The organism is Microbacterium sp. SS28, from assembly GCF_022761035.1.
GTDB lineage: Bacteria > Actinomycetota > Actinomycetes > Actinomycetales > Microbacteriaceae > Microbacterium.
Genome location: NZ_JAKWJP010000003.1, coordinates 387,246 through 413,529 on the forward strand (window position 1 = coordinate 387,246; position 26,284 = coordinate 413,529).

General features: G+C 68.2%; 7 protein-coding genes. All 7 read left to right on the forward strand.

Going from position 1 to position 26,284, the window contains the following annotated elements:
* Positions 1–317: 317 nt before the first annotated feature.
* The 7 genes from rpsL to MJ607_RS10905 all read left to right on the forward strand — a co-directional run bounded on the left by rpsL (position 318) and on the right by MJ607_RS10905 (position 26,227).
* Positions 318–686, forward strand: coding sequence for a 30S ribosomal protein S12 (gene rpsL / locus MJ607_RS10875; RefSeq protein ID WP_018171438.1), 369 nt, complete (start codon positions 318–320; stop codon positions 684–686).
* Between the two features lie 5 nt (positions 687–691).
* Positions 692–1,162: a 30S ribosomal protein S7 gene (gene rpsG / locus MJ607_RS10880; protein ID WP_243075614.1), complete on the forward strand. Its 471-nt coding sequence runs from the start codon at positions 692–694 to the stop codon at positions 1,160–1,162.
* Between the two features lie 84 nt (positions 1,163–1,246).
* Complete coding sequence (gene fusA / locus MJ607_RS10885; RefSeq protein ID WP_243075615.1) at positions 1,247–3,361, forward strand: elongation factor G; 2,115 nt, start codon at positions 1,247–1,249, stop codon at positions 3,359–3,361.
* Between the two features lie 137 nt (positions 3,362–3,498).
* Complete coding sequence (gene tuf, locus MJ607_RS10890; protein WP_243075616.1) at positions 3,499–4,692, forward strand: elongation factor Tu; 1,194 nt, start codon at positions 3,499–3,501, stop codon at positions 4,690–4,692.
* Between the two features lie 190 nt (positions 4,693–4,882).
* Entirely contained in the window at positions 4,883–5,101 is a 219-nt protein-coding gene (locus MJ607_RS10895; RefSeq protein WP_243075617.1) for a hypothetical protein, read from the forward strand.
* A 319-nt stretch (positions 5,102–5,420) separates the two neighbouring features.
* A complete protein-coding gene (locus tag MJ607_RS10900; protein WP_243075618.1) occupies positions 5,421–16,766 on the forward strand; it encodes a DUF5979 domain-containing protein in 11,346 nt (3,781 codons plus the stop codon).
* A gap of 473 nt (positions 16,767–17,239) precedes the next feature.
* Positions 17,240–26,227, forward strand: coding sequence for a SpaA isopeptide-forming pilin-related protein (locus tag MJ607_RS10905; RefSeq protein ID WP_243075619.1), 8,988 nt, complete (start codon positions 17,240–17,242; stop codon positions 26,225–26,227).
* Positions 26,228–26,284: the final 57 nt, after the last annotated feature.

Here is a 26,284-nt window from a genome sequence, read left to right on the forward strand (position 1 = left end):
CGTGGGCGTCTCGTCCGGGCTGCGTCGGCGTGGCGTGCGCTCGTTTGACCGACCCCGTGCATCACGCGTATCATTGACCGAGTGTGCGCTCGCGCGCGCCGTCAGCCGTGCCTAGGCGCGATCGACGGTGCCTGAGCGCCGCATCTCAGGGATCGACCTGCGAACAGGTCGCCCCCACGGCATATCCACCACACATCGCCTCAGTATTCTGTCGCGCCGGTGGGTACATGTGAGCCCGCAGCGTCACGAATCGCAAGATCCGGATGCAGCGGGGGAGACACGCTCGCTGTCACCGTGCAGCCAAACAAGGAGAGAACGTGCCAACCATTCAGCAGTTGGTTCGCAAGGGTCGCTCGCCGAAGGTCTCGAAGACCAAGGCGCCCGCGCTCAAGGCGAACCCGCAGCAGGCCGGGGTCTGCACCCGCGTCTACACGACCACGCCCAAGAAGCCCAACTCGGCGATGCGCAAGGTCGCCCGTGTCAAGCTCCGCAACGGCACCGAGGTCACCGCCTACATCCCCGGCGAGGGCCACAACCTGCAGGAGCACTCGCTCGTGCTCGTCCGCGGCGGTCGTGTGAAGGACCTCCCGGGTGTCCGCTACAAGATCGTCCGTGGCGCCCTGGACACGCAGGCCGTCAAGAACCGCAAGCAGGCTCGCAGCCGCTACGGCGCGAAGAAGGGCTAAGGAACATGCCTCGTAAAGGACCCGCCCCGAAGCGCCCCGTCGTCAACGACCCGGTCTACGGCGCCCCGATCGTCAGCCAGCTGGTGAACAAGATCCTCGTCGACGGCAAGAAGTCGATCGCCGAGTCGATCGTCTACACCGCCCTCAAGGGCGTCGAGGCCAAGAACGGCCAGGACGCCGTCGCGACCCTCAAGAAGGCGCTCGACAACGTGCGCCCGACCCTCGAGGTCAAGTCGCGCCGCGTCGGCGGCTCGACCTACCAGGTGCCGATCGAGGTCAAGCCTCACCGCGCCAACACGCTCGCCCTGCGCTGGCTCGTGAGCTACGCCAAGGGTCGTCGTGAGAAGACGATGACCGAGCGCCTCCAGAACGAGATCCTGGATGCCTCGAACGGCCTGGGTGCCGCGGTCAAGCGCCGCGAAGACACCCACAAGATGGCCGAGTCGAACCGCGCCTTCGCGCACTACCGCTGGTAACCAGCATCCGGTCGTCCGGTTCCGGCCTCTGAAGGCCGGAACCGGACACCCCACGATTTCCCCCACCACAAGTAAGGACACCCCGTGGCACAAGAAGTGCTCACCGACCTCAACAAGGTCCGCAACATCGGCATCATGGCGCACATCGATGCCGGCAAGACGACGACGACCGAGCGCATCCTGTTCTACACGGGGGTCAACCACAAGATCGGCGAGACGCACGACGGTGCCGCCACGACCGACTGGATGGAGCAGGAGCAGGAGCGTGGCATCACGATCACCTCTGCTGCTGTCACGTGCTTCTGGGACAAGAACCAGATCAACATCATCGACACCCCCGGCCACGTCGACTTCACGGTCGAGGTCGAGCGGTCGCTGCGCGTCCTCGACGGCGCCGTCGCCGTCTTCGACGGCAAGGAGGGCGTCGAGCCCCAGTCCGAGACCGTCTGGCGCCAGGCCGACAAGTACGACGTCCCCCGCATCTGCTTCGTCAACAAGATGGACAAGCTGGGCGCCGACTTCTACTTCACGGTCGACACGATCGTCAACCGCCTGAAGGCCAAGCCCCTCGTCATCCAGCTGCCGATCGGTTCCGAGAGCGACTTCGTCGGTGTCGTCGACCTCGTCGAGATGCGCGCGCTGGTGTGGCCCGGCGATGCCAAGGGTGACGTGACCATGGGCGCGAAGTACGAGATCCAGGAGATCCCGGCCGACCTCGCCGACAAGGCCGCGGAGTACCGCGAGCACCTCCTCGAGACGGTCGCGGAGACCGACGAGCACCTGCTCGAGAAGCACTTCAGCGGCGAGGGCCTCACGGTCGAGGAGATCAAGGGCGCGATCCGCAAGCTCACGATCAACTCCGAGATCTACCCCGTCCTGTGCGGCTCGGCGTTCAAGAACCGCGGCGTGCAGCCCATGCTCGACGCGGTCGTGGACTACCTTCCTTCGCCCCTGGACGTCCCCGCCATCGAGGCCAAGGACCCCAAGAACGAAGAGATCATCATCGAGCGCCACGCCGACCGCGACGAGCCGTTCGCGGCGCTCGCGTTCAAGATCGTGACGCACCCGTTCTTCGGTCGTCTGACCTATATCCGCGTCTACTCGGGTCACCTCGACTCGGGCGCCCAGGTCGTCAACGCGACCAAGGGCAAGAAGGAGCGCATCGGGAAGATCTTCCAGATGCACGCCAACAAGGAGATGCCGGTCGACTCGGTCACCGCCGGTCACATCTACGCCGTCATCGGCCTCAAGGACACGACCACGGGCGACACGCTCTCGGATTCGCAGCACCAGGTCGTGCTCGAGTCGATGACGTTCCCCGAGCCGGTCATCGAGGTCGCGATCGAGCCCAAGACCAAGGCCGACCAGGAGAAGCTGGGTCTCGCGATCCAGAAGCTCGCTGAAGAGGACCCGACGTTCCGCGTCGAGCAGAACGCCGAGACCGGCCAGACCGTCATCAAGGGCATGGGCGAGCTGCACCTCGACATCCTCGTGGACCGCATGAAGCGCGAGTTCAAGGTCGAGGCCAACGTCGGAAAGCCCCAGGTGGCCTACCGCGAGACGATCCGCAAGACCGTCGAGAAGCACGACTACACGCACAAGAAGCAGACCGGTGGATCGGGTCAGTTCGCCAAGATCCAGTTCACGATCGAGCCTCTCGAGGTCACGGCCGACAAGACGTACGAGTTCGAGAACAAGGTCACCGGTGGCCGCATCCCGCGCGAGTACATCAGCCCGACCGACCAGGGCTTCCAGGACGCCATGAACGTCGGCGTGCTCGCCGGCTACCCCATGGTGGGCGTCAAGGCGATCCTGCTCGACGGCGCTTCGCACGACGTCGACTCGTCCGAGATGGCGTTCAAGATCGCCGGCTCGATGGGCTTCAAGGAGGCGCTCCGCCGTGCGGATCCCGTCATCCTCGAGCCGATCATGGCCGTCGAGGTGCGTACGCCCGAGGAGTACATGGGCGACGTCATCGGCGACCTGAACTCGCGTCGCGGCCAGATCCAGTCGATGGAGGACGCCGCCGGCGTCAAGGTGGTCCGTGCCAACGTGCCGCTGTCCGAGATGTTCGGCTACATCGGCGACCTGCGTTCCAAGACCTCCGGCCGCGCCGTCTACTCCATGGAGTTCGACAGCTACGCAGAGGTCCCGCGCAACGTCATGGACGAGATCGTCCAGAAGAACAAGGGCGAGTAATCGCCCTCCGGGATGCCGCGGTCAGCGGCATCCCGGAATTCCACAACTTCATACACATAAACTAAGAAACATCCCCGTAGAGAACCGGTCGCAAACCAGTGCCCGGCGCTCTACACGAACGTCCTGAGGAGGACCCAGTGGCCAAGGCCAAGTTCGAGCGCACCAAGCCGCACGTGAACATCGGAACGATCGGACACGTCGACCACGGCAAGACCACGCTCACCGCCGCGATCTCCAAGGTGCTCGCCGACAAGTACCCGTCGGCCACCAACGTGCAGCGCGACTTCGCGTCGATCGACTCCGCTCCGGAGGAGCGTCAGCGCGGCATCACGATCAACATCTCGCACGTCGAGTACGAGACGCCGAAGCGCCACTACGCGCACGTCGACGCCCCGGGTCACGCCGACTACATCAAGAACATGATCACCGGTGCCGCTCAGATGGACGGCGCGATCCTCGTGGTCGCCGCCACCGACGGTCCCATGGCGCAGACGCGTGAGCACGTTCTGCTCGCCAAGCAGGTCGGCGTGCCGTACCTGCTCGTCGCGCTGAACAAGAGCGACATGGTCGACGACGAGGAGATCCTGGAGCTCGTCGAGCTCGAGGTTCGCGAGCTGCTCTCGAGCCAGGACTTCGACGGCGACAACGCCCCCGTCGTCCGCGTCTCGGGCCTGAAGGCGCTCGAGGGCGACGCCGAGTGGACCGAGAAGATCGTCGAGCTCATGGACGCCGTCGACGAGTCGATCCCCGACCCGATCCGCGACAAGGACAAGCCGTTCCTCATGCCGATCGAGGACGTCTTCACGATCACGGGCCGTGGCACGGTCGTCACGGGCCGCGCCGAGCGCGGCACGCTCGCGATCAACTCCGAGGTCGAGATCGTGGGTCTGCGCCCGACGCAGAAGACGATCGTCACCGGTATCGAGATGTTCCACAAGCAGCTCGACGAGGCATGGGCCGGCGAGAACTGCGGTCTGCTCCTGCGCGGCACCAAGCGTGACGACGTCGAGCGCGGCCAGGTCGTCGTGAAGCCCGGTTCGGTCACCCCGCACACCAACTTCGAGGGCACGGCGTACATCCTGTCCAAGGAGGAGGGCGGTCGTCACAACCCGTTCTTCACGAACTACCGCCCGCAGTTCTACTTCCGCACTACGGACGTCACCGGCGTCATCACGCTGCCCGAGGGCACCGAGATGGTCATGCCCGGTGACACCACCGACATGACGGTCGAGCTGATCCAGCCGATCGCCATGGAAGAGGGCCTCGGCTACGCGATCCGTGAGGGTGGCCGCACCGTCGGCGCCGGCACGGTCACGAAGATCCTCAAGTAAGCGAGTCGCGACTGCGACTCGGGTTGAGTAGCGAGCGAAGCCCGCGTATCGAAACCTGAGTGACTTCTTGCGCAGAACCCCCGGGAGCGATCCCGGGGGTTCTGTCGTCTCCGGAAGGCGTCATTGACGGGATGCCGCCCCCGGGTCAGCATGGTCCGGAGGGCGTCCACCGGGCGCCGAAGGAGCACACATGGGGATCGATGACCTCGTCAACCAGGGCAAGAAGCTCTACGAGGACCACAAAGAAAAGGTGGACGGCGTGCTGAACTCGGAGCAGGCCGAGCAGGTCAGCGACCAGGTGTTCGACAGCGCGGCCGACCTCGCGAAGAAGATCGCGCCCGATCAGTTCGACGCTGCCGTCGACGACCTGCGCGATCAGGCGGACGGCGCCGTCGGCACCGAGAAGTAGTCGTCGCGAAAGACCCGGACGGAAGCGTCCGGGTCTTTCGCGCGCGGGCGGGCGGAGTGAGGCTCATCCGCGAAGGGTGAGGCCCGCGCCCTGCTGAGACGCGGTCTCGCGCGCCGCGAGGCGGCGTTGCGGATCCGGCACTTGACGCCGGGTTTGGCCCCGGGCTACGTTCACAGTCGGGAGAGGTAGTTCCCGTGCTGTCGGCCTGGGGGTCGGAAATCTGCGCGGAGGCTGCGGATCCCACGGGGTTCTCGTTCCGGAGCTCCTGGTGGGGCCTTTTGTTCCGAGAGGCTCCTTGTCGATGGCGACGGGTAACTTCATGTCTGGTGTTCTGGGCGGGCAGAATCAGGGGCGCAGCGGGCTGCGCCGGAGCATGCGGCAGGAGCGGGAGCGTCAGCGCAAGCTGACCCTGCGCCATCGCTGGTACGCGGGCGGCATCGCCACGCTGCTGACGGGCGCCCTGATCTTCACGGGTGTCGGTCCGGCGATGGCCGAGACGACGACCCCGACCCCGACGCCGTCGACCTCCGAAGAGGCGACGACCCCTGACGAGTCGACCGCTCCCGATGAGTCGACGACTCCCGATGAGTCGACGACTCCCGCCGAGACCGAGACGACCCCGCCTGCGTCTGAAGAGCAGACGACGCCCCCGGCCGAGGATGACACCGAGGCGGCGCCGGAAGACGACGCCGAGCCCACGGATCCCGCCGCGCGCACCTTCGAGGCGAACTCCCTCGTCGCCGAGGAGGACGGCCTGGTCTCGGTTCTCGCCCTCGGCAGCGGTCAGGGCGCTCCGCCCGTCGGCGCCCCCGCCGCGAACGAAGTCCTCATCACGATCAAGAAGGCCGGCAACCGGACCGGCGCCGAAGCGATCGGCGCTCTCGCCGGGGCCACCTTCGGCGCCTTCGAAGCGACGGGACTCAACACGGGCGTCGCGGCTGTCGCGACGGCGACGTGCGTCACCGACGCCGCCGGCACGTGCTGGATGGTCATCCCCACGCGTGGCGCGGGTCAGGGCGCCACCAACAGCGGGTACTACGTCAAGGAGATCACGCCGCCCGTGGGGTACCGGGTCCTCGACACGCTCACCTACTCCGCGGACGGACTGTCGGTCAGTGGGACGACCCCGTACAGCTTCTACACCAGCCAGGTCGGCGCCGGCCGGACCCAGGCGCAGCGCACGTTCGCCCTCCCGAACGCGACGACGCCTCAGCTCGACGCCGGCGGCAACAACATGCGCCAGACGACGGGCACGTGGGCCAACGCCCTCATCAACCCGACGATCCCCGCGCAGTGCGGTCTCAACGTCGCCCTGCTCGTCGACCTGTCGAGCTCGGTCAACGCCGTGTCGGGAGGTCAGCAGGCCGTGCGGGACTCGGCGACGGCTGTCGTCGACGCCCTCACGGGCACTCCGTCGCAGGTTGCCATCCACACCTTCGGCACGCTGTCGCCCGCGCTCAACCCGACGGCCAACCCCGACGTCCCGGGCTTCCCCGGCCAGGGCAAGAACTCCAACGTCGGACTTCAGAGCGTTGCGACATCAGGTGCTGCGGCGTTCATCCGCGCGAAGGCGCAGAACCTCACGACGTCGGGCCTTCCCGCCACCCAGTACACCAACTGGGACCAGGGACTCTGGCTCCTGCAGCCGCTCGCGGCGAACCTCGACGCCGTCATCGTCATCACCGACGGCATGCCGACCCGCTATGGACCCAACGCGGTCAGCAGCGGCGCCGCCTTCACGCGCTTCATCGAGATGGAGAACGCGATCGCGTCGGCGAACACCATCAAGCAGGCGGGTGCGCGGATCATCTCGGTCGGCGTCGGCAACGGCGCATCCGGCAGCGGGTCCTTCAACCTCCAGGCGATCTCGGGCCCCACCGCGAACAGCGACTACTACCAGGTGGGCTGGACCGAACTCGCGGCTCAGCTCAAGGCCCTCGCTGAGGCGAACTGCACCGGCACGGTCAACGTCGTCAAGCAGGTCATCCCCGCAGGCGGCGCATGGGCGGACCGCGATGAGGTCGCCGGCTGGGGCTTCACCGGCACGACGACGGGTCCGAACGTCCGCATCGACAGCCCGAGCACGCCGACCTTCGGCACGTCGGCCTCCGGCGTCACGGGCGCGACGGGCGTCCTCGGGTTCCGCTCCAACTTCGGCACCGGCACGACGCCGGACAACAGGCGGCTGAGCGTCACCGAGGCAGACCCCGCCGACTACAACCTCGTCCCCTGGACTTCGGCGAACGGCGCGCACACCAACGGCGACTACGCCCGCTGCACCTCGAGCGCCGCACCGAACACGCCCCTCGACATCACCAACATCGTGAGCGCGTCGAATCCCGGCTTCATCGTCGATCCCGTGAACAACGCGACGGTCTCCTGCACCGTCGTCAATCAGCGGGTCGACCAGTCCGCGCAGCTGCGGGTCGACAAGATCTGGCGCATCGACACGAACGGCGACGGCACGTACGAGCAGACGACGCTTCCCAACGTCGCCCAGACACTGATCCCGGGCCTCTCCGCCAACCTCGTGCTGAGCGGCAACGCCGGCATCGGCGCCGGTCCGTGGGGCTTCGGACAGACCTACTCGAACCTCGCGGTGAACTCGACAGTCGGCATCTCCGAAGAGGTCAACGGTCTCCCCGTGCTGTGCACCAACACCGCGACGTACGCCCCCGCGCTGAGCGGCGGAAACACGACGCTGACCAAGTCGACGACCGAAGGCGTCAACGTCGTCACACTGACGAACACCGTCAGCTGCACGACGCAGCTCACCCTCGTCAAGACCGCGACCGGACCCACCCCGCCGCCGCTGACCGACTGGACGCTCGACGCCATCGCGCCGAGCGGCGCTCTGCCCGGACCTCTCGGCGGGTCTGGCACGGCCGCCGCGACCGCTCCCATCACCTCCAACGTCGTCTACCCGCTCAAGGAGACGGCCAACACCGTCGCCGCGCAGGGCTACCGCCAGCGCTGGAACCCCTCGCTGCAGGACCAGTGGTCGGCGAACCAGGCCGCCGGTGCGACCGGCTCGTGGGTGTGTGTCCAGGCGACCTCCGTCACGAACGGTGTTCCCACGTGGGCCGCCAACCAGTACGACGGCCGCAACGGCGGCGTCACCGCGCCCACCGGCTCGTGGGTCAAGTGCGAGGCGATCAACGATCCGAAGCCGACGCTCCAGCTCGTCAAGAAGGTCTCGCTCAACGGCGTCGAGACCGTCGTGCCGGTCGGCACGGGCAACTGGACGCTCGGCGCCGACTGGGCCCCGCTCACCTCGGGCCAGGCCGGTGGCGCCGACGGCATCACGCCGAACCCGCTGACGCAGTCGCCCGATCCCGTCACGGGTGTCGCAGGCTTCGCGGCGACGATCGTCTCGTCCGGCAACTTCACCCTCACCGAGACCGGCACGACGAACGGGTACACCAACGGCACCTCGTACTCGTGCTCGATCAACGGCGGGCCGGCCACGACTGTCGCCCTCGGCGGCATCCTCACCCTCACGACGGGGCAGGCTGCCGTCTGCACGATCGTCAACACGCGCCTCACGGGCACGCTCGCGATCGTGAAGGCGATCGACAACCCGCAGGCGGTGCAGGCGGGCAAGGTCTTCAACGGCACCTACACCTGCAACGACTCGAACCCGCAGTCAGCGGGAACGTGGACGCGCACCGGCGCAGGAGCCGCGACGCTGACGCCCACGACGGGCTCGCTGCAGATCCCGAGCGGCACGCAGTGCACGATCGCCGAGGTCCCCTCGACGCCGACCGGCGGTCTCGTGGACACGTCGTGGCAGTGGGGTGCGGCGACCTACGACCAGCCCCCGTTCATCGTCGCGAACAGCACAGTGACGGGAACCGTCACCAACCACGCGACGCGCGTGACGGGCTCGATCACCGTGACCAAGAACATCGCGGGAACGCCCGCTGCGTTCTCGGGCACCTTCACGGGCAACTGGTCGTGCGTCTACCCGCTGAACGCGGCAGACAACACGAGCGGCACGTGGAGCGTCGTGTTCACGGGCGGCGTCGGCGCCGCTACGACTTACACAGGCCCGCGCACGCAGATCCCGCTGACCTCGCAGTGCACCGTCACCGAGAACACCGGTGCCTCGCTGCCCGGATTCACAGACCCGTCCTACACCTGGGCGTCCAACGTCGTCTCGCCGAGCACGGCCACGACCGTCTCGAGCGCGCAGACGCCCGTCGCCTTCACGGTCACCAACACGGCTCAGCGCTCCTCGCTGCAGCTGTCCAAGATCGTGCTGAACCCCAACGGCGGAACAGCCGGCTCCACGGACTGGAACCAGAAGCTCACCGCGACCGGGACGACCGGCGGTCCCCTGCTGTTCGACCACCTGCAGACCCGCTTCGTCGCGCCGGGCACGTACACGCTCGCTGAGATCAACCAGCTCACGGGCTACACCCAGACCGGCCTGACCTGCTCCGTCGGCACCCTCGTCGGAGCTGTCGTGACCGTCGCACCCGGCCAGGCGGCCGCGTGCACCTTCACGAACACCGACGTCGCACCGACGCTGACGCTCGTCAAGAAGGTCGACAACGACAACGGCGTCGGCTCCTCGTTCGCCGACGAGTGGACGCTCAGCGCGACGCCCGACGACGTGGGCGCCCCCGCGATCTCGGGCAAGGGCTCGCCCGCCGATCAGCTCGAGGCTTCGATCAGCGGCCCGGTCAGCGGTCAGGTCGAGTACACGCTCGCCGAGTCCAACGGTCCGTCGGGCTACACCGAGGGCACGTGGAGCTGCTACGTCACGGGAACCGACGACGAGTACCCGATGGAGACCGCGAACTCGCTCGTCCCCGAAGTCGGGACGAACGTGACCTGTGAGATCACGAACACGGCCATCCCGGCCGAGGGAACCATCGTCAAGCGGATCGCCGACGGGTACCCGCGGCAGAACGCCGACGGCACGTGGACGATCGTCTACGAGGTGATCGTGACGAACAACTCGACGACCTCGACGTTCTTCTACGACCTCGAAGACACCCTCATGTTCGGCGGCGGGATCACGCCCGACCTGTCCACCTCGACCTGGCAGGGGCCGGTGGGCGGCGTTCAGCCGTTCGACTCGCTGACCGAGACGTTCGCCACCAACGCGTCGATCCCGGCCAACCTCACTCACACCTACACGGTGACGGTCAACGCCGCGATCGCGGACGGCACCGAGGACGGCCAGACCTGGCAGTGCTCGACGGTCAAGCCGACTCCGGCGGCCGGCGGATTCCTCAACTCGGCGACGATGTCGGTCGAGGGTGAAGAAGACGTCACCGTCTACGAGTGCGACCCGCCCGTGTTCCCCGGCGTCGCCAAGATCGGCACGAACCCGGCGACCCAGAACCCGGATGCCTCGTGGAACATCTCGTACACCGTGACGCTGACGAACCCGAGCAGCACCATCCCCCTGCAGGCCGCGCTCACTGACACGCTGCCCGCTGCGCCGTCCGGCTGGACGCTCGCCGGCGGCCAGTGGACGGTCACGCCGGTCGCGGGTGCCCCCATCGACCCGACGCCCGTCGGCGGCTGGACGCCGGGGACGCACACCATCTGGAGCACGAGCACCGCGCCGGCCAGCGTCCTTCCGCCCCTCGCGAGCTACAGCTACACGATCAGCGGCATCCTGACGCCCGGGCTCGCAGCCACGCCGATCGGCGACTGCGAGGCGAACGGGGGCTTCAAGAACAAGGCCACCGTGACGTCGGGCGAGATCGTGCGCGACGCCGAGGGCTGCGTGACGGTCGTGCTCCCGCCCGTCACGGTCGTGAAGTCCAACGCAGGAGTGGTCACGCAGACCTCTCCGACGACGTGGCAGATCGACTACTCGGTCTCCGTCACGAACGCGAGCACGCGGGCGACGGTCTACACGCTGACCGACACCCCGGCTCCGGGTGCGGGCTGGACGGCCGACCCCGCGAGCGGGTGGATCCCGGTCGCGACGCCCGGACAGCCGGCGACGCCTTCGGCGGTCACGCCGGCGCCGATCGCCGCCAACACGACGCACACGTTCCTGTACCGCATGATCGTGACGCGTGACGCGGCTGTCACCAGCCCGTCTCTCGTGTGCGACCTGACCGACGGCGGCGGCTTCTTCAACCGCGCGACGGTCTTCTTCCCCGGCGGCCCGCAGAACGGCGTCTCCGACACCGGCTGCGCCACGCCCGGAACTCCGACGGTCGAGAAGACGGGCAAGACCGCGACGGTCAACCCGGACGGCACGTGGAACATCTCGTACGAGGTGATCGTCGGCAACACGAGCGGCAAGACGCTGTTCTACACGCTGACCGACACCCCGCCCGCTGCGCCCGCGGGAACGACGATCACGGATTGGGCCGTCACAGGCCCCGGTGCCTCGGCGACCTGGCCGACGCCGAACGTCATCGCGTCTCAGCAGATCCCGACAGCCACGAACCACACCTTCACCATCACGGCGAAGCTCGCCTTCACGGGTGCCGTGACGCCCGTGGCCAGCGCCTGCGGCGAAGGATCAGGCACCGGGATCGCCGTGGTCAACCTCGCCACAGTGACCAACGGCATCGCGCCGGACACGGACGACGGCTGCACCTCGGTGAATCCGCTCCCCGTGACGATCGAGAAGACGTTCGTCTCGGCCACTCAGAACGCCGACAAGTCCTGGACCGTGGCCTACACGGTCAAGGTCTTCGGGCCCACCGAGGGCACGACGACCTACCGTCTGACCGACACGCCGGTCTTCGCGTCCGGCCAGGGCGTCACGTTCACGGGGCTCTCCTGGACGGGGCAGACCAACGGCTCGAGCCCGACGGCACCCGCCGTGCTCCAGCCGGGAGCGCCGATCTCCACGGGACAGACGCACACCTACAACGTCACCGCGACGGCGACCGTCAACGTGCCTGCAGGCGTGTCGCTCAACCCGTGCGTACCCGGAGTGTCCGGACCGTTCTACAACACGGCCCTGGTCACCTACCCGGGCGGTTCGGCGCCCGCCAACGCCTGCGGCGTCCCGGCCAGCCCGACCGTCACCAAGACGGCACCCGCCAACGCCGTGCAGGAGGCCGGCGCCTGGGTGCTCACGTACACCGTGACGGTGTCGAACCCGAGCGCGACGACGCAGGTCGCCTACACGCTCACCGACACGCCGATGGCTCCGCTGCCCGCCGGCGCGACGCTCGCGACGCCGTGGGTCGTGTCGGGCCCCGCGGCCCTCGCGGGCGGCACCTTCGTTCCGGCCGCGCCCGCGTGGAACGGCGGCGCGAACACGACAGTCGGAACGGGCACGCTGCTTCCGAACACGTCGCACGTGTTCACCGTGCGCTCGACAGTGGACCTCGCCACCGAGACCGTGAAGGAAGACCTCGTCTGCGGTCAGAGCTCCACCTCCGGTGACGGATTCTGGAACTCGACGAGCGTGTCGAACGGCGTCGCGACGGTGAACGCCGAAGCGTGCACCTCGATCACGCCGACGCCGCTCTCGATCGCGAAGAGCGACGGCACGGTCGTGCAGCTCGAGGACGGCTCGTGGCAGATCGACTACACGATCCAGGTCACGAACCAGGCCTTCACCTCCACGACCTACACCCTGACCGACCTGCCCGCGCCCGGTTCCGGCTGGACGTGGAACCAGGCGGGCTCGAGCTGGCGCGATCCTGCGGACCGCAGCCAGGAGGTTCCGGCGCCCGCGGCCAACACGCCTATCGCCGCCGCGGTGAGCGTGGATGCGCCTACTGTGCACACCTACGTCTACCGCGTCATCGTGACGAGGGACGGCGCGGTCGAGACGCCGAGCACGACGTGCGAGCCTCGCGTGGGCGGCGCCTTCTACAACAACGCGTCGATCGCCTACCCGGGCGGCACGGCGACCGACTACGGCTGCGCGCAGCCGGCGTCGCCGAGCGTTTTGAAGACGGATCTCCCCTCGACGTTCGACGCCGCCACCGGACGGTGGACCGTCAGCTACCGGGTCCAGGTGACCAACGGCACCGGCATCCAGCTCGCCTACACGCTCGACGACGCTCCGTCCGCCCCGCCGGCGGGTGCGACGCCGGTCGGAGCCTGGAGCGCCACGGGTCCTGACATCACGGGCGGAGTCGCGGGAGTCGACGAGGGCACGCTGGCCGGATGGACCGGCACGGGCACCGTCGCGACGGGACTCATCTCGACCGCGGCCACGCACACCTACACGGTGAGCCGGCAGTTCACGATCGGTTCGTCGGCATCCCCGGCCCCGCTCACGTGCCAGTCCGAGGCCGGCGGATTCCGCAACCTCGCGATCGTCGACAACGGCGTGATCCCGGACGAGGATGACGCGTGCGCGACGATCGTGCGGCCGGCGGTGAGCATCACCAAGTCGGTGTCGAGCACCGTGCAGAACGACGACGGGACGTGGACCATCACGTACGCCGTGAGCGTGAAGAACTCCTCGACGACGCTCCCCGCGCAGTACGACCTGACGGACACGCTCGTGTTCGGAGGCGGCATCGACATCGACACGACCGGCGACGGACGCCCGTCGTGGACGGGACCGACCAGCGGTCAGTTCCCCGAGGGCACCGTGAGCAGCACGCTCGCAACGGGCCGCGTCGTCGCCGCGAACGGCACCGACGTCTACACCGTCACCGCGAACGCGCACATCACGCCGGAGAGCTGGACGGACCCCGACGCGGAGCTCACGTGCCAGCCCGAGGGCAGCCTCGACGCGGGCGGCTTCCTGAACACGGCGACCGTGGTCGCCGCGGGTCAGCCGCCGCTCACGGCAGACGCGTGCTCGACGCCCGACATCCCGACCGTGGCCAAGCAGGGTCTGGCCGCCTCGCAGGATGAGAACGACCCCGACAAGTGGACGGTCACGTACCGGATCACGGTGACAGGTGGCGACTACCCGTCGTTCTACCGCCTCACCGACGACCCGGGCTACCCCGCCGGCGTCACGCTCCTCGCGGGCACGGCGCAGCGCGAGGGAACACCGGACGTCCTGCCTATCGGCGACGGCCTGCCCTTCCCGGCGCTGCCGGTCGCGCTCGCGGCGAACGAGGTCCAGACCTGGATCGTCACGTGGCAGGTGTCGATCCTGGGTGAGCTCGACCCCGCGGTCACGGAGTGCCAGACGACCTCGGCCGGGGACAGCTTCTACAACCTGGTAGGCCTCTACCAGGGCGAGGACAAGATCTCCGAGCGGGACACCTGCATCCCGGTCGACACCCGCGCCTACCCGTCGATGAACAAGACGGTGACGTCGGTGACGCAGAACGCCGACGGCACGTGGACGATCGTCTACGGCATCGACGTGGTCCAGGCCGCGGCCGGGACGCCCGAGAACCCGGACGGCGTCTTCGCGCGCTACACACTCACGGACGACCTCGACTTCGGTGGAGCGATCGACGTGAACAGCGCATCGTGGTCGGTGGCGCGCATCCCGGCAGGACCCCTCCTGCCGCCCACGTCGGGTGACTTCGACCTCGGGACGAACAGCGCCTCGCTGGGCACCCACATCATCGGACCCGGAGTGACACACGCCTACACGATCACGGTCGTCGCCGAGATCACGGAGGACGGCTTCGTCGACGGTGTGCCGGTGCCGGGGCTCAACTGCTCGACGAGCCAGACGCCGACCGCGAGCGGGTTCCTCAACACCGCCACGATCACGGCCGGACTGCGGCCCGCGATCGTGGATTGGGACTGCGCCGAGCCGATCTTCCCGACGATCGTGAAGACGGGAACCGGCAGCACGCAGCAGGCCGACGGCTCGTGGGACATCACCTACGACGTGACGGTGTCGTACCCGAACACGGCGCAGTCGCCGCGTCCGGAGTCCCTGGCCTTCACTCTGACGGACGCCCCGGACCTCCCGGCCGGCGTGACGCTCAAGCCGGGCACATCGTGGACCGCTTCGGCGACGAACGGCGGACCGCTCACCAACCCGACCTGGGATGGAGTGGCTCCGTGGACACTCGTCGAGGACGGCGAGCTCACGCTCGACCCGGAGTCGCCGACACTGCCGTCGTACACCTACGAGGTGTCCGCCACGGTGGTCGTCCCGACGCCGCCCACCGAGCCGCTCGCGCCCTGTGCTGACGCGGATGCCACAGGCATCGTCGTCCTCAACGAGGCGACTGTGACCTCGGGTGCCTATGTCGCCTCCGATGAGGGCTGCGACGTGGTGCAGTACGACGACGTCAAGATCGTGAAGACGTCGAGCATCCCGACGGGTCAGGCGGTCGCAACCGGCGACACGTTCGACTACATCCTGACGGTGACGAACACGGGAACCTCGACGGCGACGAACGTGGTGGTGACGGACAACTCGCTCAACACCCGCCTGGAGGTGACCGGCGTCGCGATCACCGGCGGCACGGGCGCGGACGACCTGACCGTGGGCAATGCCATCAAGGTCCAGTTCGATTCGCTCGGCGTGGGGCAGGTTGCGACGATTCGCGTGACGGTGAAGTTCCTGCCGTCGAACACGACTCCGGTCACGAAGGTCAACCCCGGAGAGGAGCCTCCTCAGCCGGGAGCTCCGCTGGAGAACCTCCACAACGAGGCGTGCGTCGACGCGGACTTCAACGCCGACACGACCAACGACTGCGACGTCGAGGACATCCCGACGAAGGACATCACAGCGGCCGTCTACGCGACGTGCCTCAGCGACGCTCCTCTCCTGGGTTGGGTCGTGCGCAAGTCCGAGGCCCTGCGCAACGAGCCGATCTCGTTCCTCTGGACGCCGGCGGCCGGTGCTCCGGCTGACGTCGACCCGGCGAGCGTCGAGCGGACGATCCCCGGCGGCACACTGATCGGCGGAGACATCGTCGAGTGGCCGGGCACGGTGTTCACCCCTGGTGGCATCGCGATCGACTACCCGGGCTGGCGGCCGATCGTGGCATCCGACATCGTGCCTGGATCCGACCCGCTCGAGTTCTACCTGCCCGGGACGAACACGGTCATGACGCCGGAGCAGCGCGCGCTGTACATCTTCAACGGCCTGATCCTCGACCCGAGCGAGCTGGACTACAGCTGGCGGGATAACACGAACGTGACGCTGTCGGTCAACCCGACGCTGCAGTTCGAGGTGGAATACCCGCCGGCGACGCCCGAGTGCTTCCAGGCGCGTCACTCCGACGTCCAGATCGTCAAGACGGCAAGCGTGGAGAAGACCGAGCCGGGCAAGTCGTTCAACTACACCCTCGAGGTCGCGAACGTGAGCGACGACTCGGCGGCGGCGGGCGTCGTCGTGACGGACGTGATCCCGGCCGACCTCAAGATGACGAGCATCACGTGGCCGACGGGGACGTTCCCGACATGGCAGAGCTGCGAGGTCACGGGTGAGGATGCCGCCGGCTACGGTGGAACCCTCGTCTGCGATCTGTTCGGGCCGCTCATGCCGATGAACGCCGAGCGCGGCAACTCCGAGGCGCCCGACATCACCGTGACGGTCATGGTCAACCCGGCGTCCAAGGCGAGCGTGATCACGAACGTCGGCGTCGTGGATTACTACACCTTCGGGGACCCGGAAGACACGGGTCGCGATGCCGATGACGCGACGGTGCTCCTGTCCGGCCTCCCGGTGACGGGCGGATCCGTGGCGCTGCCTCTGCTGCTCGTAGGGTTCGCGGCACTGCTCGGCGGTGCGACGGTCCTGATCATCCGCCGGCGGCGGGGAGAGACTCGGGCCCGAGTCTGAGGTGACGGAGGGAGGACCCCTAGGGTTCTCCCTCCGCACCCCGACTCGCCCGAAAGACGCGGACGGGCGCCACACGGGTGGTGGCGCCCGCCCTCGGTTCTCCGGGGCCGGGGCGGAGATCGCCTGACACCGGGTCGCGCGGGACACGGCATCCGGTTTTCATCCCGTTGCTTGACGCCTCGACACGCGGGGTCTACGTTCGCCCTGGGGGAATAAGACCGCGCTGAGATCTGGGGAAAGATTTCACCGGCGCGGTCTCTCTCTTGGGGACCTTCAATCGGGGTCGCTCTGCAGTCGTAGTCGACGAGGGTGAAGTCATGAGTGTTACTTGGGGTGCGTCCGACGCTGGGCGCAAGGGGATCCGTCGGAGTATTCGCGAGGCGCGTGAGCGTGAACGGAGCCTCATCCTCCGCCACCGCTGGTACAGCGGAGTCGTGGCATCGCTGCTCGCGGTGACCCTATCGTTCGCCGGAATGGCGCCCGCCAGCGCGGAGGAGGTGGCTCCCGCGCCGGACACGGCGACGAGCGAGACGCCCGCCGCGAGCACGGCGGACGATCCGCCCGCGCCCCCCGCCGAGACCGCGGCCGACGCTCCGGCTGACGCGCCCGCGGAGAGCGACTCCGACGCGTCGACGGCCGACGCGGCCGAGACGGCGCCCGACACCGGCAAGGATGCCGGCAGCACGGGCGCCGACCAGCAGAGCCTCGCGGCGCCGCTCATCGCGGCCGCGGTCGTCTGCGGGACGGCCTGGCCGGTCGGGTCATCCCCGTTCCCCAACTTCGAGATCGACGGCAACCTGTGCGTCAACACCGTGCCGCTCCTGGACTGGGAGAACGCCGGGTCACAGCCGGTCACGAACGACGGCTACAGCGACTCGACGCAGTGGACGCAGGGGGCCAAGGAGGACAACTGGGCCTGGAGCGGCGGTCAGACCGGCGGAAACGGCACCGCGCCCGACAAGACCGACATCGGAAACGTCTACGCCTTCACTCAGACGGTGGCCGGTCACGTCTACGCCTATCTCGGATTCGAGCGGGCCAAGAACAGCGGCTCGGTCTCGTACCACGTCGAGCTGAATCAGAAGCCGAACCAGTTCGGCCCCGTCCCCAACCGCACGGTCAACGACCTGCGTCTGACGATCGAGCAGACCGGCAGCAACACGATCTCCCTCATCGGTGCGGACAAGTGGAACGGCTCGGCTTGGGTGTCGCTGGGCAACCTCTCCGGGTTCGTCGGTCAGGTGAACCAGGCCGGCACGACGAATCTCTCCGGGGCCGCCCTGGCGACGGGTGAGTTCGCCGAGATGGCGATCGACCTGACGGCGCTCTTCGGCGACACGGGATGCAGCGGGAATTACGGCGTGCTCAACGTGCGCTCGAGCTCGTCGCCTGAGGACACGTCGTCGCTCGCCGACTGGATCGCGCCCGTCAACCTCAACGTCCCCTCGACGTGTTCGACGCTGACGATCCTCAAGACCGACATGGCCGGCACCCCGCTCGCGGGCGCAGAGTTCACGATCGCGCCGAACCCTGCCACGGGCACAGGCTCGACCACGGGCACGAGCGACGCGACCGGCAAGATCGTGTTCAGCGGGAACGTACAGCCGAGCAAGACCTACACGATCACCGAGACGAAGGCGCCGGTCGGATACCTGCTGCCCGCCGATGTCACGGAGGACGTGACGTTCGGCGCGACCGCGGAGTCCAAGACGGTGACGTTCAAGGATCCGCTCGGCGAGGCGACTTGGCTCAAGCACGACGGCGACGGCCAGCTCCTGGGCGGCGCGACCTTCCAGCTCTCGGCGACGGGCGGCGCTGCCGCCGCCGCGCCGTGGGCGAGCGGGTTCCCGAAGACCGTCGCCGACAACGGCCTCAACGACGCTGATCCCGTCGCGGGGCAGATCAAGGTCGTGAACCTCCCGACCGGCTCCTACTCGGTGACCGAGACTGCGGCACCGACGGGCTACATTCTGAACGCCTCGCAGACGCGAACCTTCACGATCTCGCAGGCGTCGCAGGCGCCCGCGATCTCCACGGCCTTCGTCAACATCCCGTACGCGACCGTCACCCTCACGAAGGACTGGGTGAACGCGTTCACGGGCGACAAGGCCGATCTGTCGATCAGCGGCGCCGCCTCGGGCACTGCCACCTCCACCGCTCCCGTCGACGGCCCCGTCGTCACCGTGAGTGTCGCGCCGGGCGCGGGCCTCAGCCTCGCCGAGGTGCTCGGCGGAGCGAACACGGGCACCTACACCTCCGTCCTCACGTGCGTCGGCGCCGCGGTCTCGGGCAACACGGGTCTCGCGGGCTCTATCGTCGTGCCGGCCTACCCTGCGTCGAAGGCGGGCGTGCAGTGCACGTTCACGAACACCGCAGTCGAGCGCACGATCACGGTCAAGAAGACGTGGATCGACGCCGTCGCCGGCGACAAAGCCGTGCTGAACGCGGGTCCGACCGCGAGCGCGACGAACCCGAAGACCTCGATCGCGACGCAGCCGAACCTCGTCGACAACACCAATGTCGCGACCGTCACGGTGCGCGTCGGTGACACCGTGACCCTGTCCGAGACGCTCGCCGGCAATGGCAACGTCGGTTCGTACGGCACGTCCTACTCCTGCACCGACCAGGCGCAGACGAGCGGAACGACGCTCTCGTTCGCCTTGAAGGTGCCCAACCAGAACGTCACGTGCACCTTCACCAACACGGGCCAGCGGGCGACCGTGAAGCTTCAGAAGAACTGGGTCGGCGCGTTCAAGGATGACGAGGCGCACCTCGCCATCTCCGGCGCCGCCGCCGATTCCGACCTGTCGGTCGCCTCGGGCGTCGACGGAGTCGACGACACGTTCTCGCAGGTGACGGTCAACGTCGGGCAGAAGGTGACTCTGTCGGAGTCGATCGTCGACGCCGACAACACCGGTCGCTACACCTCGACCTGGTCGTGCGACAACGGCACGAGCGGCTCGGGGCGCAGCATCCCTGAGATCACCGTCGCCGGCTCGGTGACCTGCACCATCACGAACACCGCCAAGACGATCGACGTCTCGGTCGGGAAGATCTGGAAGGACGCGTTCGCGAACGACTCCGCAAACCTCTCGATCAACGGACAGGGCGGCGTCGCGATCGCGAACGGCAGTGCGCTCCAGACCATGCCGAACGTCGTGGTCAGGACCGTCCGCGTCGGCGAGCCGGTGACCGTCGTCGAGACGCTCGGCGACAACACCGGCACCTACACGACGACGGTGGACTGCACCGGCGTCGCCGAGAATGTCGACGGCCGCACCGCGACCTTCACCGCCCCCGGCGGTGACGTCGTGTGCACCTACACGAACGAGGCAGTCAAGCACGACGTCACACTCGTGAAGAAGTGGGTCGACGCGCTCCAGGACGACAAGGCGACGATCAGCCTCGGCGGCACGACCGACGAGTCGACCGCGAGCGCGGTATCGCCGTTCACAGACAGCGCGAACGCGGTCACTCGGAGCATCCGCGAGGGCGACACCGTCGCACTGTCGGAGACTCTGAATCCGGCGAACGCGGGGACGTACGGCTCCGTCCTCACGTGCACGCCCGGGGCGTCGTTCACGGGCAGCAACCGCAGCCACACGCTCACCGTTCCTACCTTCGACGTGACGTGCACGTACACGAACACGGCCGACACCGTGACGGTGTCGCTCACGAAGCACTGGGTCGACGCGTTCGCCGCGGATCAGGCCGGCCTCAAGATCGAGCGTGGTGCGCAGACGATGACCGCCGGAACGTCGACGGCGAGCGACGTGCCCGACAAGACGATCTCGGCGGTCGTCCGCGTCGGCGACAAGGTCGTCCTCTCCGAGGCGTTCGACTCGCAGAACACCGGCGCCTACTCGACCAGCTGGGTCTGCACGGGCGGCGCCACCCCTGGCGCGAACGCACTCACGACGGCTGAGCTCACCGTCGGCGCAGGCGGCATCAGCTGCACCGTGACGAACACGGCGAAGAAGATCACCGTGACCGTCGACAAGCAGTGGGCAGGCGCCTTCGTCGGAGACGACGTCACGGTCGACGTGAACGGCACGACGGGCGGATCGGATGCCGGCACGACGAACCAGCTCGACACGAATGTGGTGGTCAAGCCGGTCCGCATCGGCGAGATGGTCTCGATCTCCGAGACCCCGACGGCCGGCAACACGGGCGTCTACGACGCGGAGTGGAAGTGCGGTCCTGAGGGCACGTACGTCGACGGTGCCGCGGTCCCGCCCTTCAAGGCAGCGGTGGACATCACCTGCACCTTCCAGAACACGGCGCGCGAGCGCACCGTCAAGCTCCAGAAGCAGTGGGTCGACGCGATCCAGGGCGACACCGCGACGCTGTCGATCGACGGCGGCCCGGGTGTCGTGAGCACCGCCAACGGCCAGGCGGGCTCGTGGGTCGACCCCCTGAAGTTCGCGACGGCGAGCGTCCGGATCGGCGAGGTCATCGACCTCGACGAGGTGCTCGACGCCAAGAGCGGCAGCATGTACGACTCGAGCTACTCGTGCATGCCGGGCGGGGTCGTCGCACCGGGCACGGGCACGGGCACGGGCTTCGAGATCACCGTCACGTCGGGTGCGGGCGACATCGTCTGCACGTTCACGAACTCGAACAGCCGCGGCCAGATCACGCTGCTCAAGACGGTCGTCAAGAACGACGGCGGCACCGCGGCCGACACGGCGTGGACGCTCAACGCGACGGGGATCGTGACGGCATCGGGCGTCGAAGGCTCCCCGGCGGTAACCGACGCCTTCGTTCCGGTCGGCACGTACGAGCTCACCGAGACGGGCGGCCCTGCGGGCTACCTCCAGACGGGGCTCGAGTGCGCGGGCGGCATCTTCACGGCCGCCGCTGCGGGCAAGCCCGCGACCGTCACCGTGGCCGCGGCATCCCACGTCGTCTGCACCTTCACTAACGACGACGTCGCGCCGAAGCTGACGCTCGTCAAGAAGGTCGTCACCACGGGCGGCGGCGTCAGTGGCGCGACGGACTGGACGCTCACGGCGACCGGGCCCACGGCCTGGACCTCCGCGACGAGCGGCACGGCGGCTCAGGCGACGACATCGACGCAGGACGTCAAGGCGGGCGCGGGATACGCGCTCACCGAGAACGGCCCCGCGGGCTACACCGCCGGCTCGTGGTCGTGCGACACCGCGGGTGTCCTCGCCGGCAGCACCGTCACGCTCCCGCTCGCGGCGAATGTCACGTGCGAGATAACGAACACCGCGATTCCGGCATCGGGCACGCACGTCAAGACGGTCGACAGCGTCTCGCAGGACTCCAACGGGGTCTGGACGATCGTCTACAAGATCGTCGTGACGAACACGTCGGTCGCCTCGACGCTGACCTACGACCTGGACGACTCGCTGCAGTTCGGCGACGGCGTCGAGGTTCAGGATGCCTCGTGGACGGGTCCGTCCGACGCGGTCCCGGTCCCGTTCGACACCGAGTGGTCGACGATCCTCGCGAACGACGTCCAGCTGACCACGGCGGCGGGGACCCACACCTACTGGGTCACCGCACACGCGACGGTCGCAACTTTCCCCGGCGCTCAGGACACATGGCAGGACTGCGTCCTGCAGCCGGGCGAAGAGGGGACGGGCTTCCTGAACTCCGCCCTGCTGACGATCGGGCGCGTCCCGGCCGAGCAGACGGCGTGCGATGAGCCCGAGTTCCCCAGTGTCGTGAAGTCGGCGGCGACGCCGACGCAGGACCCGGCCACCGGCAACTGGACGATCGGCTACACGATCGACGTGACGACGACGGGCTCGGCGGCTGACGGCGACCCGGCGGTCTACACGGTGGTCGAGGATGCGCTTCCGGTCGCTCCGGCGAACTGGTCGCTGGTCGGCGGCACGTGGCACGTCACGAGCGGCGCGGGAACACCCGCCCTCGACGTCAATCTGGCGCCCGGTGAGCGGCAGCTCTTCGCCGGCTCGATCCCGGCGGGCTCGCACTACACCTACACCGTGACCGGCGTGCTCGACCCGAGTGCGGGTGCGGGAGCCCTGGGCGACTGCGACGAGCAGGGTGGACTCGTCAACGAGGCCACCGTGACATCGGGCGCCGCGAGCGACGACGACGACGCGTGCGTGGAGATCACGCCGCCGCGCGTCTCGATCACGAAGACGGTCACAGATGTCGACCACCTGGTCGGCGGCCTCTGGCAGGTCGTCTACGACATCGAGGTGAAGAACTCGACGGCGCTGACCGCGAACTACAGCCTGACGGACGACATCGAGTTCGGCGGCGACATCACGGTCCTTCCGGCGTCTTCATGGTCCGGCCCGACGGGCGGCGGCTCGTTCGCCCTGCCCGCCGGAACGGCGACACTCGCGACGGACTACCCCCTCGTGGCGAACAGCAGCCACCACTACACAGTGACGGTCCTCGCACAGGTCGAGCTCGCAGACTTCGCCGGCGAGACGATCGATTGCCAGCCCGAGGGATCGCTCGAGGCAGGCGGCTTCCTCAACACCGCGACCGTGACGGCCGCCGGTGTACCTCTGACCGCTGACGACTGCGCCGAGCCGGCGCTGCCGACGATCACCAAGACGGCCATCGGGGCCCTGCAGGATTCCGATGACGCGTCGAAGTGGCGGGTGGCATACCTCATCACGGTCACGCCGAACGGCTACGACGACACTTATCGGCTCGACGACTTCCCGGGCTTCCCGGGGGGCGTCACGGTGGGCGCGGGAACGGCTCAGCGCGTGAACGGCCTGAACCAGCCGCTGGCGGCATTCCCGCTGCTGAACATCCTCGGCAACAACATCCTCCCGAGCGTCGCGATCTCGGCCGGTGACGTCCACCGGTACCTCGTGACGTGGGAGGTGGATGTCGCGACGTTCCCGTCGACACACGGCGAGTGCGTCCAGGCGCAGTCGGATGAGGGCTTCTACAACTCGGCGACGATGACGGTGGGCGGGATCCCGCTCTCCGACGACGCGTGCATCCCGGTCGTGCAGGCCGTCTACCCGACCCTCGACAAGACGGTGACCTCGGCGGTCCAGGACCCCGAGACCGGAGAATGGACGATCACGTACGACATCGTCGTGAACCTGCCCGGGAACGAGACGGGGGAGAACTCGGAGTACTCGCTCGAGGACGCGCTGGACTTCGGCGATGACATCGAGGTGACGGATGCTTCGTGGGAGGGCCCCGGCGGCGCCCCCGGCGACGCAGGGGACTTCGACGACTCCGACTGGACCGCAGACCTCGCGACCGATCGGCAGATCGAGGACGGGGACACGCACGTGTACACCGTCACCGTCCACGCGAACGTGCCCCAGGCTGCGATCGACGCGGGCTCGACCAGCTGCGTCGAGGGCGAGGCGGGCGGCTTCCTCAACACCGTCGAACTGACGTCCTTGGGTCAGACGATCACGGACGAGGACTGCGCCGAGCCGGCGTTCCCGGAGATCGAGAAGCACGGTCTGCCGGCGGTGCAGGACGAGGAGGATGCCAGCTGGACTGTCAGCTATGTCGTCAATGTCGACCACGACGGCACGATCCAGGATCCCGCTGTGGGCGCCGGGTACGTGCTGACGGATACTCCGGCGGCGCTGCCCGACGGCGTCGAGCTCGTGGAGGGGGAGACGTGGCACGCTGAAGCGGACGGCGCCGGGACCCCCGACCCGACCGACGACAGCTGGAGCTACGGCGACCCCGAGTGGGTGATCGTCAGCGGCACCGTCGAACAGCCCGGCGAGGGTGCGGACAGCGTACACACCTACCGGATCTGGACGACGGTGCAGGTCACCGATGCGCCCGATCCTGCGGACGTCGGCGACTGCGCTGATGTGCCCGAGACCGGCATCGTCCTGTTCAACTCCGCGACGATCGACTTCGGCGCCGACCCCGTCACGGATGCCGGCTGCACGACAGTGCAGTTCGACGACGTGGGCATCGAGAAGACCGCACTGCTTCCGGACGACCCCGAGACGGGGGAGCCGCTCGAGTCGGTCGACACGGACACCGAGTTCGACTACATCCTCGAGGTGACGAACTGGAGCACGCGCGCGGCGACGGAGGTGCGCGTCACCGACCCGATCCACGAGCGGCTCGAGATCCTCGGCGTCACGGTCGGCGGCCACACCATCACGCCGGAGGCCGGATTCTCCGGGAACCTCGTTGACTTCACGATCGACGATGCGCTTGCGCCGGGCGAGGTCGTCGAGGTGACGGTGCACGTGAGGTTCCTGCCTGCGCCCGTCGGAGAGGTGCCGGAGTTCCCGGCGGAGCAGCCGGAGATTCCAGACCCGCTCGAGCAGATCGACAACGAGGCGTGTGTGGTCTCGGCTCTCGACACGGACGACGACGCGAACCACTGCGACGACGAGACGGTGTTCACGCGTGACATCAGCGCCGCGATCTACGCGACGTGCCTCAGTGACGCGCCGCTCCTCGGCTGGGTGCTGCGCAAGTCGTCGCTCGTGGCGGATCTGCCCGGAACCCTGACCTGGGTCCCCGTGCCGCCGAGCCCGGATTCGGACCCGTCGGAGGTCGTCATCACCGAGGGTGAGGACGGCGAGCAGGTGGGTGCGGAGTGGAGCGGCGTGATTCCGTGGCCGGGGGCGTTCTTCACGCCCTCCGGGGTCGCGGTCGACTACCCCGGGTGGCGTCCGCTGACGGCGGCCGACCACGGTCCCAACGGGGGCTTCATCAACCCCGAGGACGGCCTGGAGTACACGCCGGACGAGGCGATCAACGGTCCGCTGGCCTTCGTGTTCAACGGCCTGATCCTCGACCCGAGCGAGCTGGACTACGCCTGGCGATTCAACTCGCAGGTTACGCTGAGCGTCAATCCGGAGATGACGTTCGCCGTGGCGTACCCCCCGGCATCGCCCGAGTGCTTCGTCGCACGGCACTCCGACGTGCAGATCGAGAAGACGGCGAGCGTCGAGAAGACCGACCCAGGCAAGTCCTTCACATACGACCTCGCGGTCGCCAACGTGAGCGACGACTCGGCGGCGGCGGGGGTCGTCGTGACGGACAAGATCCCGAGCGACATCAAGATCACCGACATCACGTGGGAGGGCGAGGGCGACAGCAACGTCTACCCGAACTGGACCATGTGTGACGTCACAGGGGAGGATGCCGGCGGCTTCGGTGGTCTGCTCACGTGTGAACTGTTCGGCGAGCTGCAGCCTGCGGGCGCGAACGAGGCACCCTCGAGCGCGCCGACGATCAGGCTGGCTGCCACCGTGGCTGCGAACTCGACATCAAGCGTGATCACCAACCTCGGCGTCGTGGACTACCACACGTTCGGTGACCCGGACGACACCGGCCGCGACGCAGACGACGCGGTAGTGACGCTCTCGTCGCTGCCCGTCACGGGCGGTGCGCCGATGTGGACGCTCGCGGCGATGGGTCTCCTCGCGCTCCTGGGCGGCACGCTGGCCCTCGTGGTGATGCGCCGCCGGCGCGGAGAGGCGAAGGCCAAGCTCTGAGAACGGGGAGAGCGGGTCGCCCTCCTGAGAGCCCGCTCTTCCTCACTCGCTCGGCGG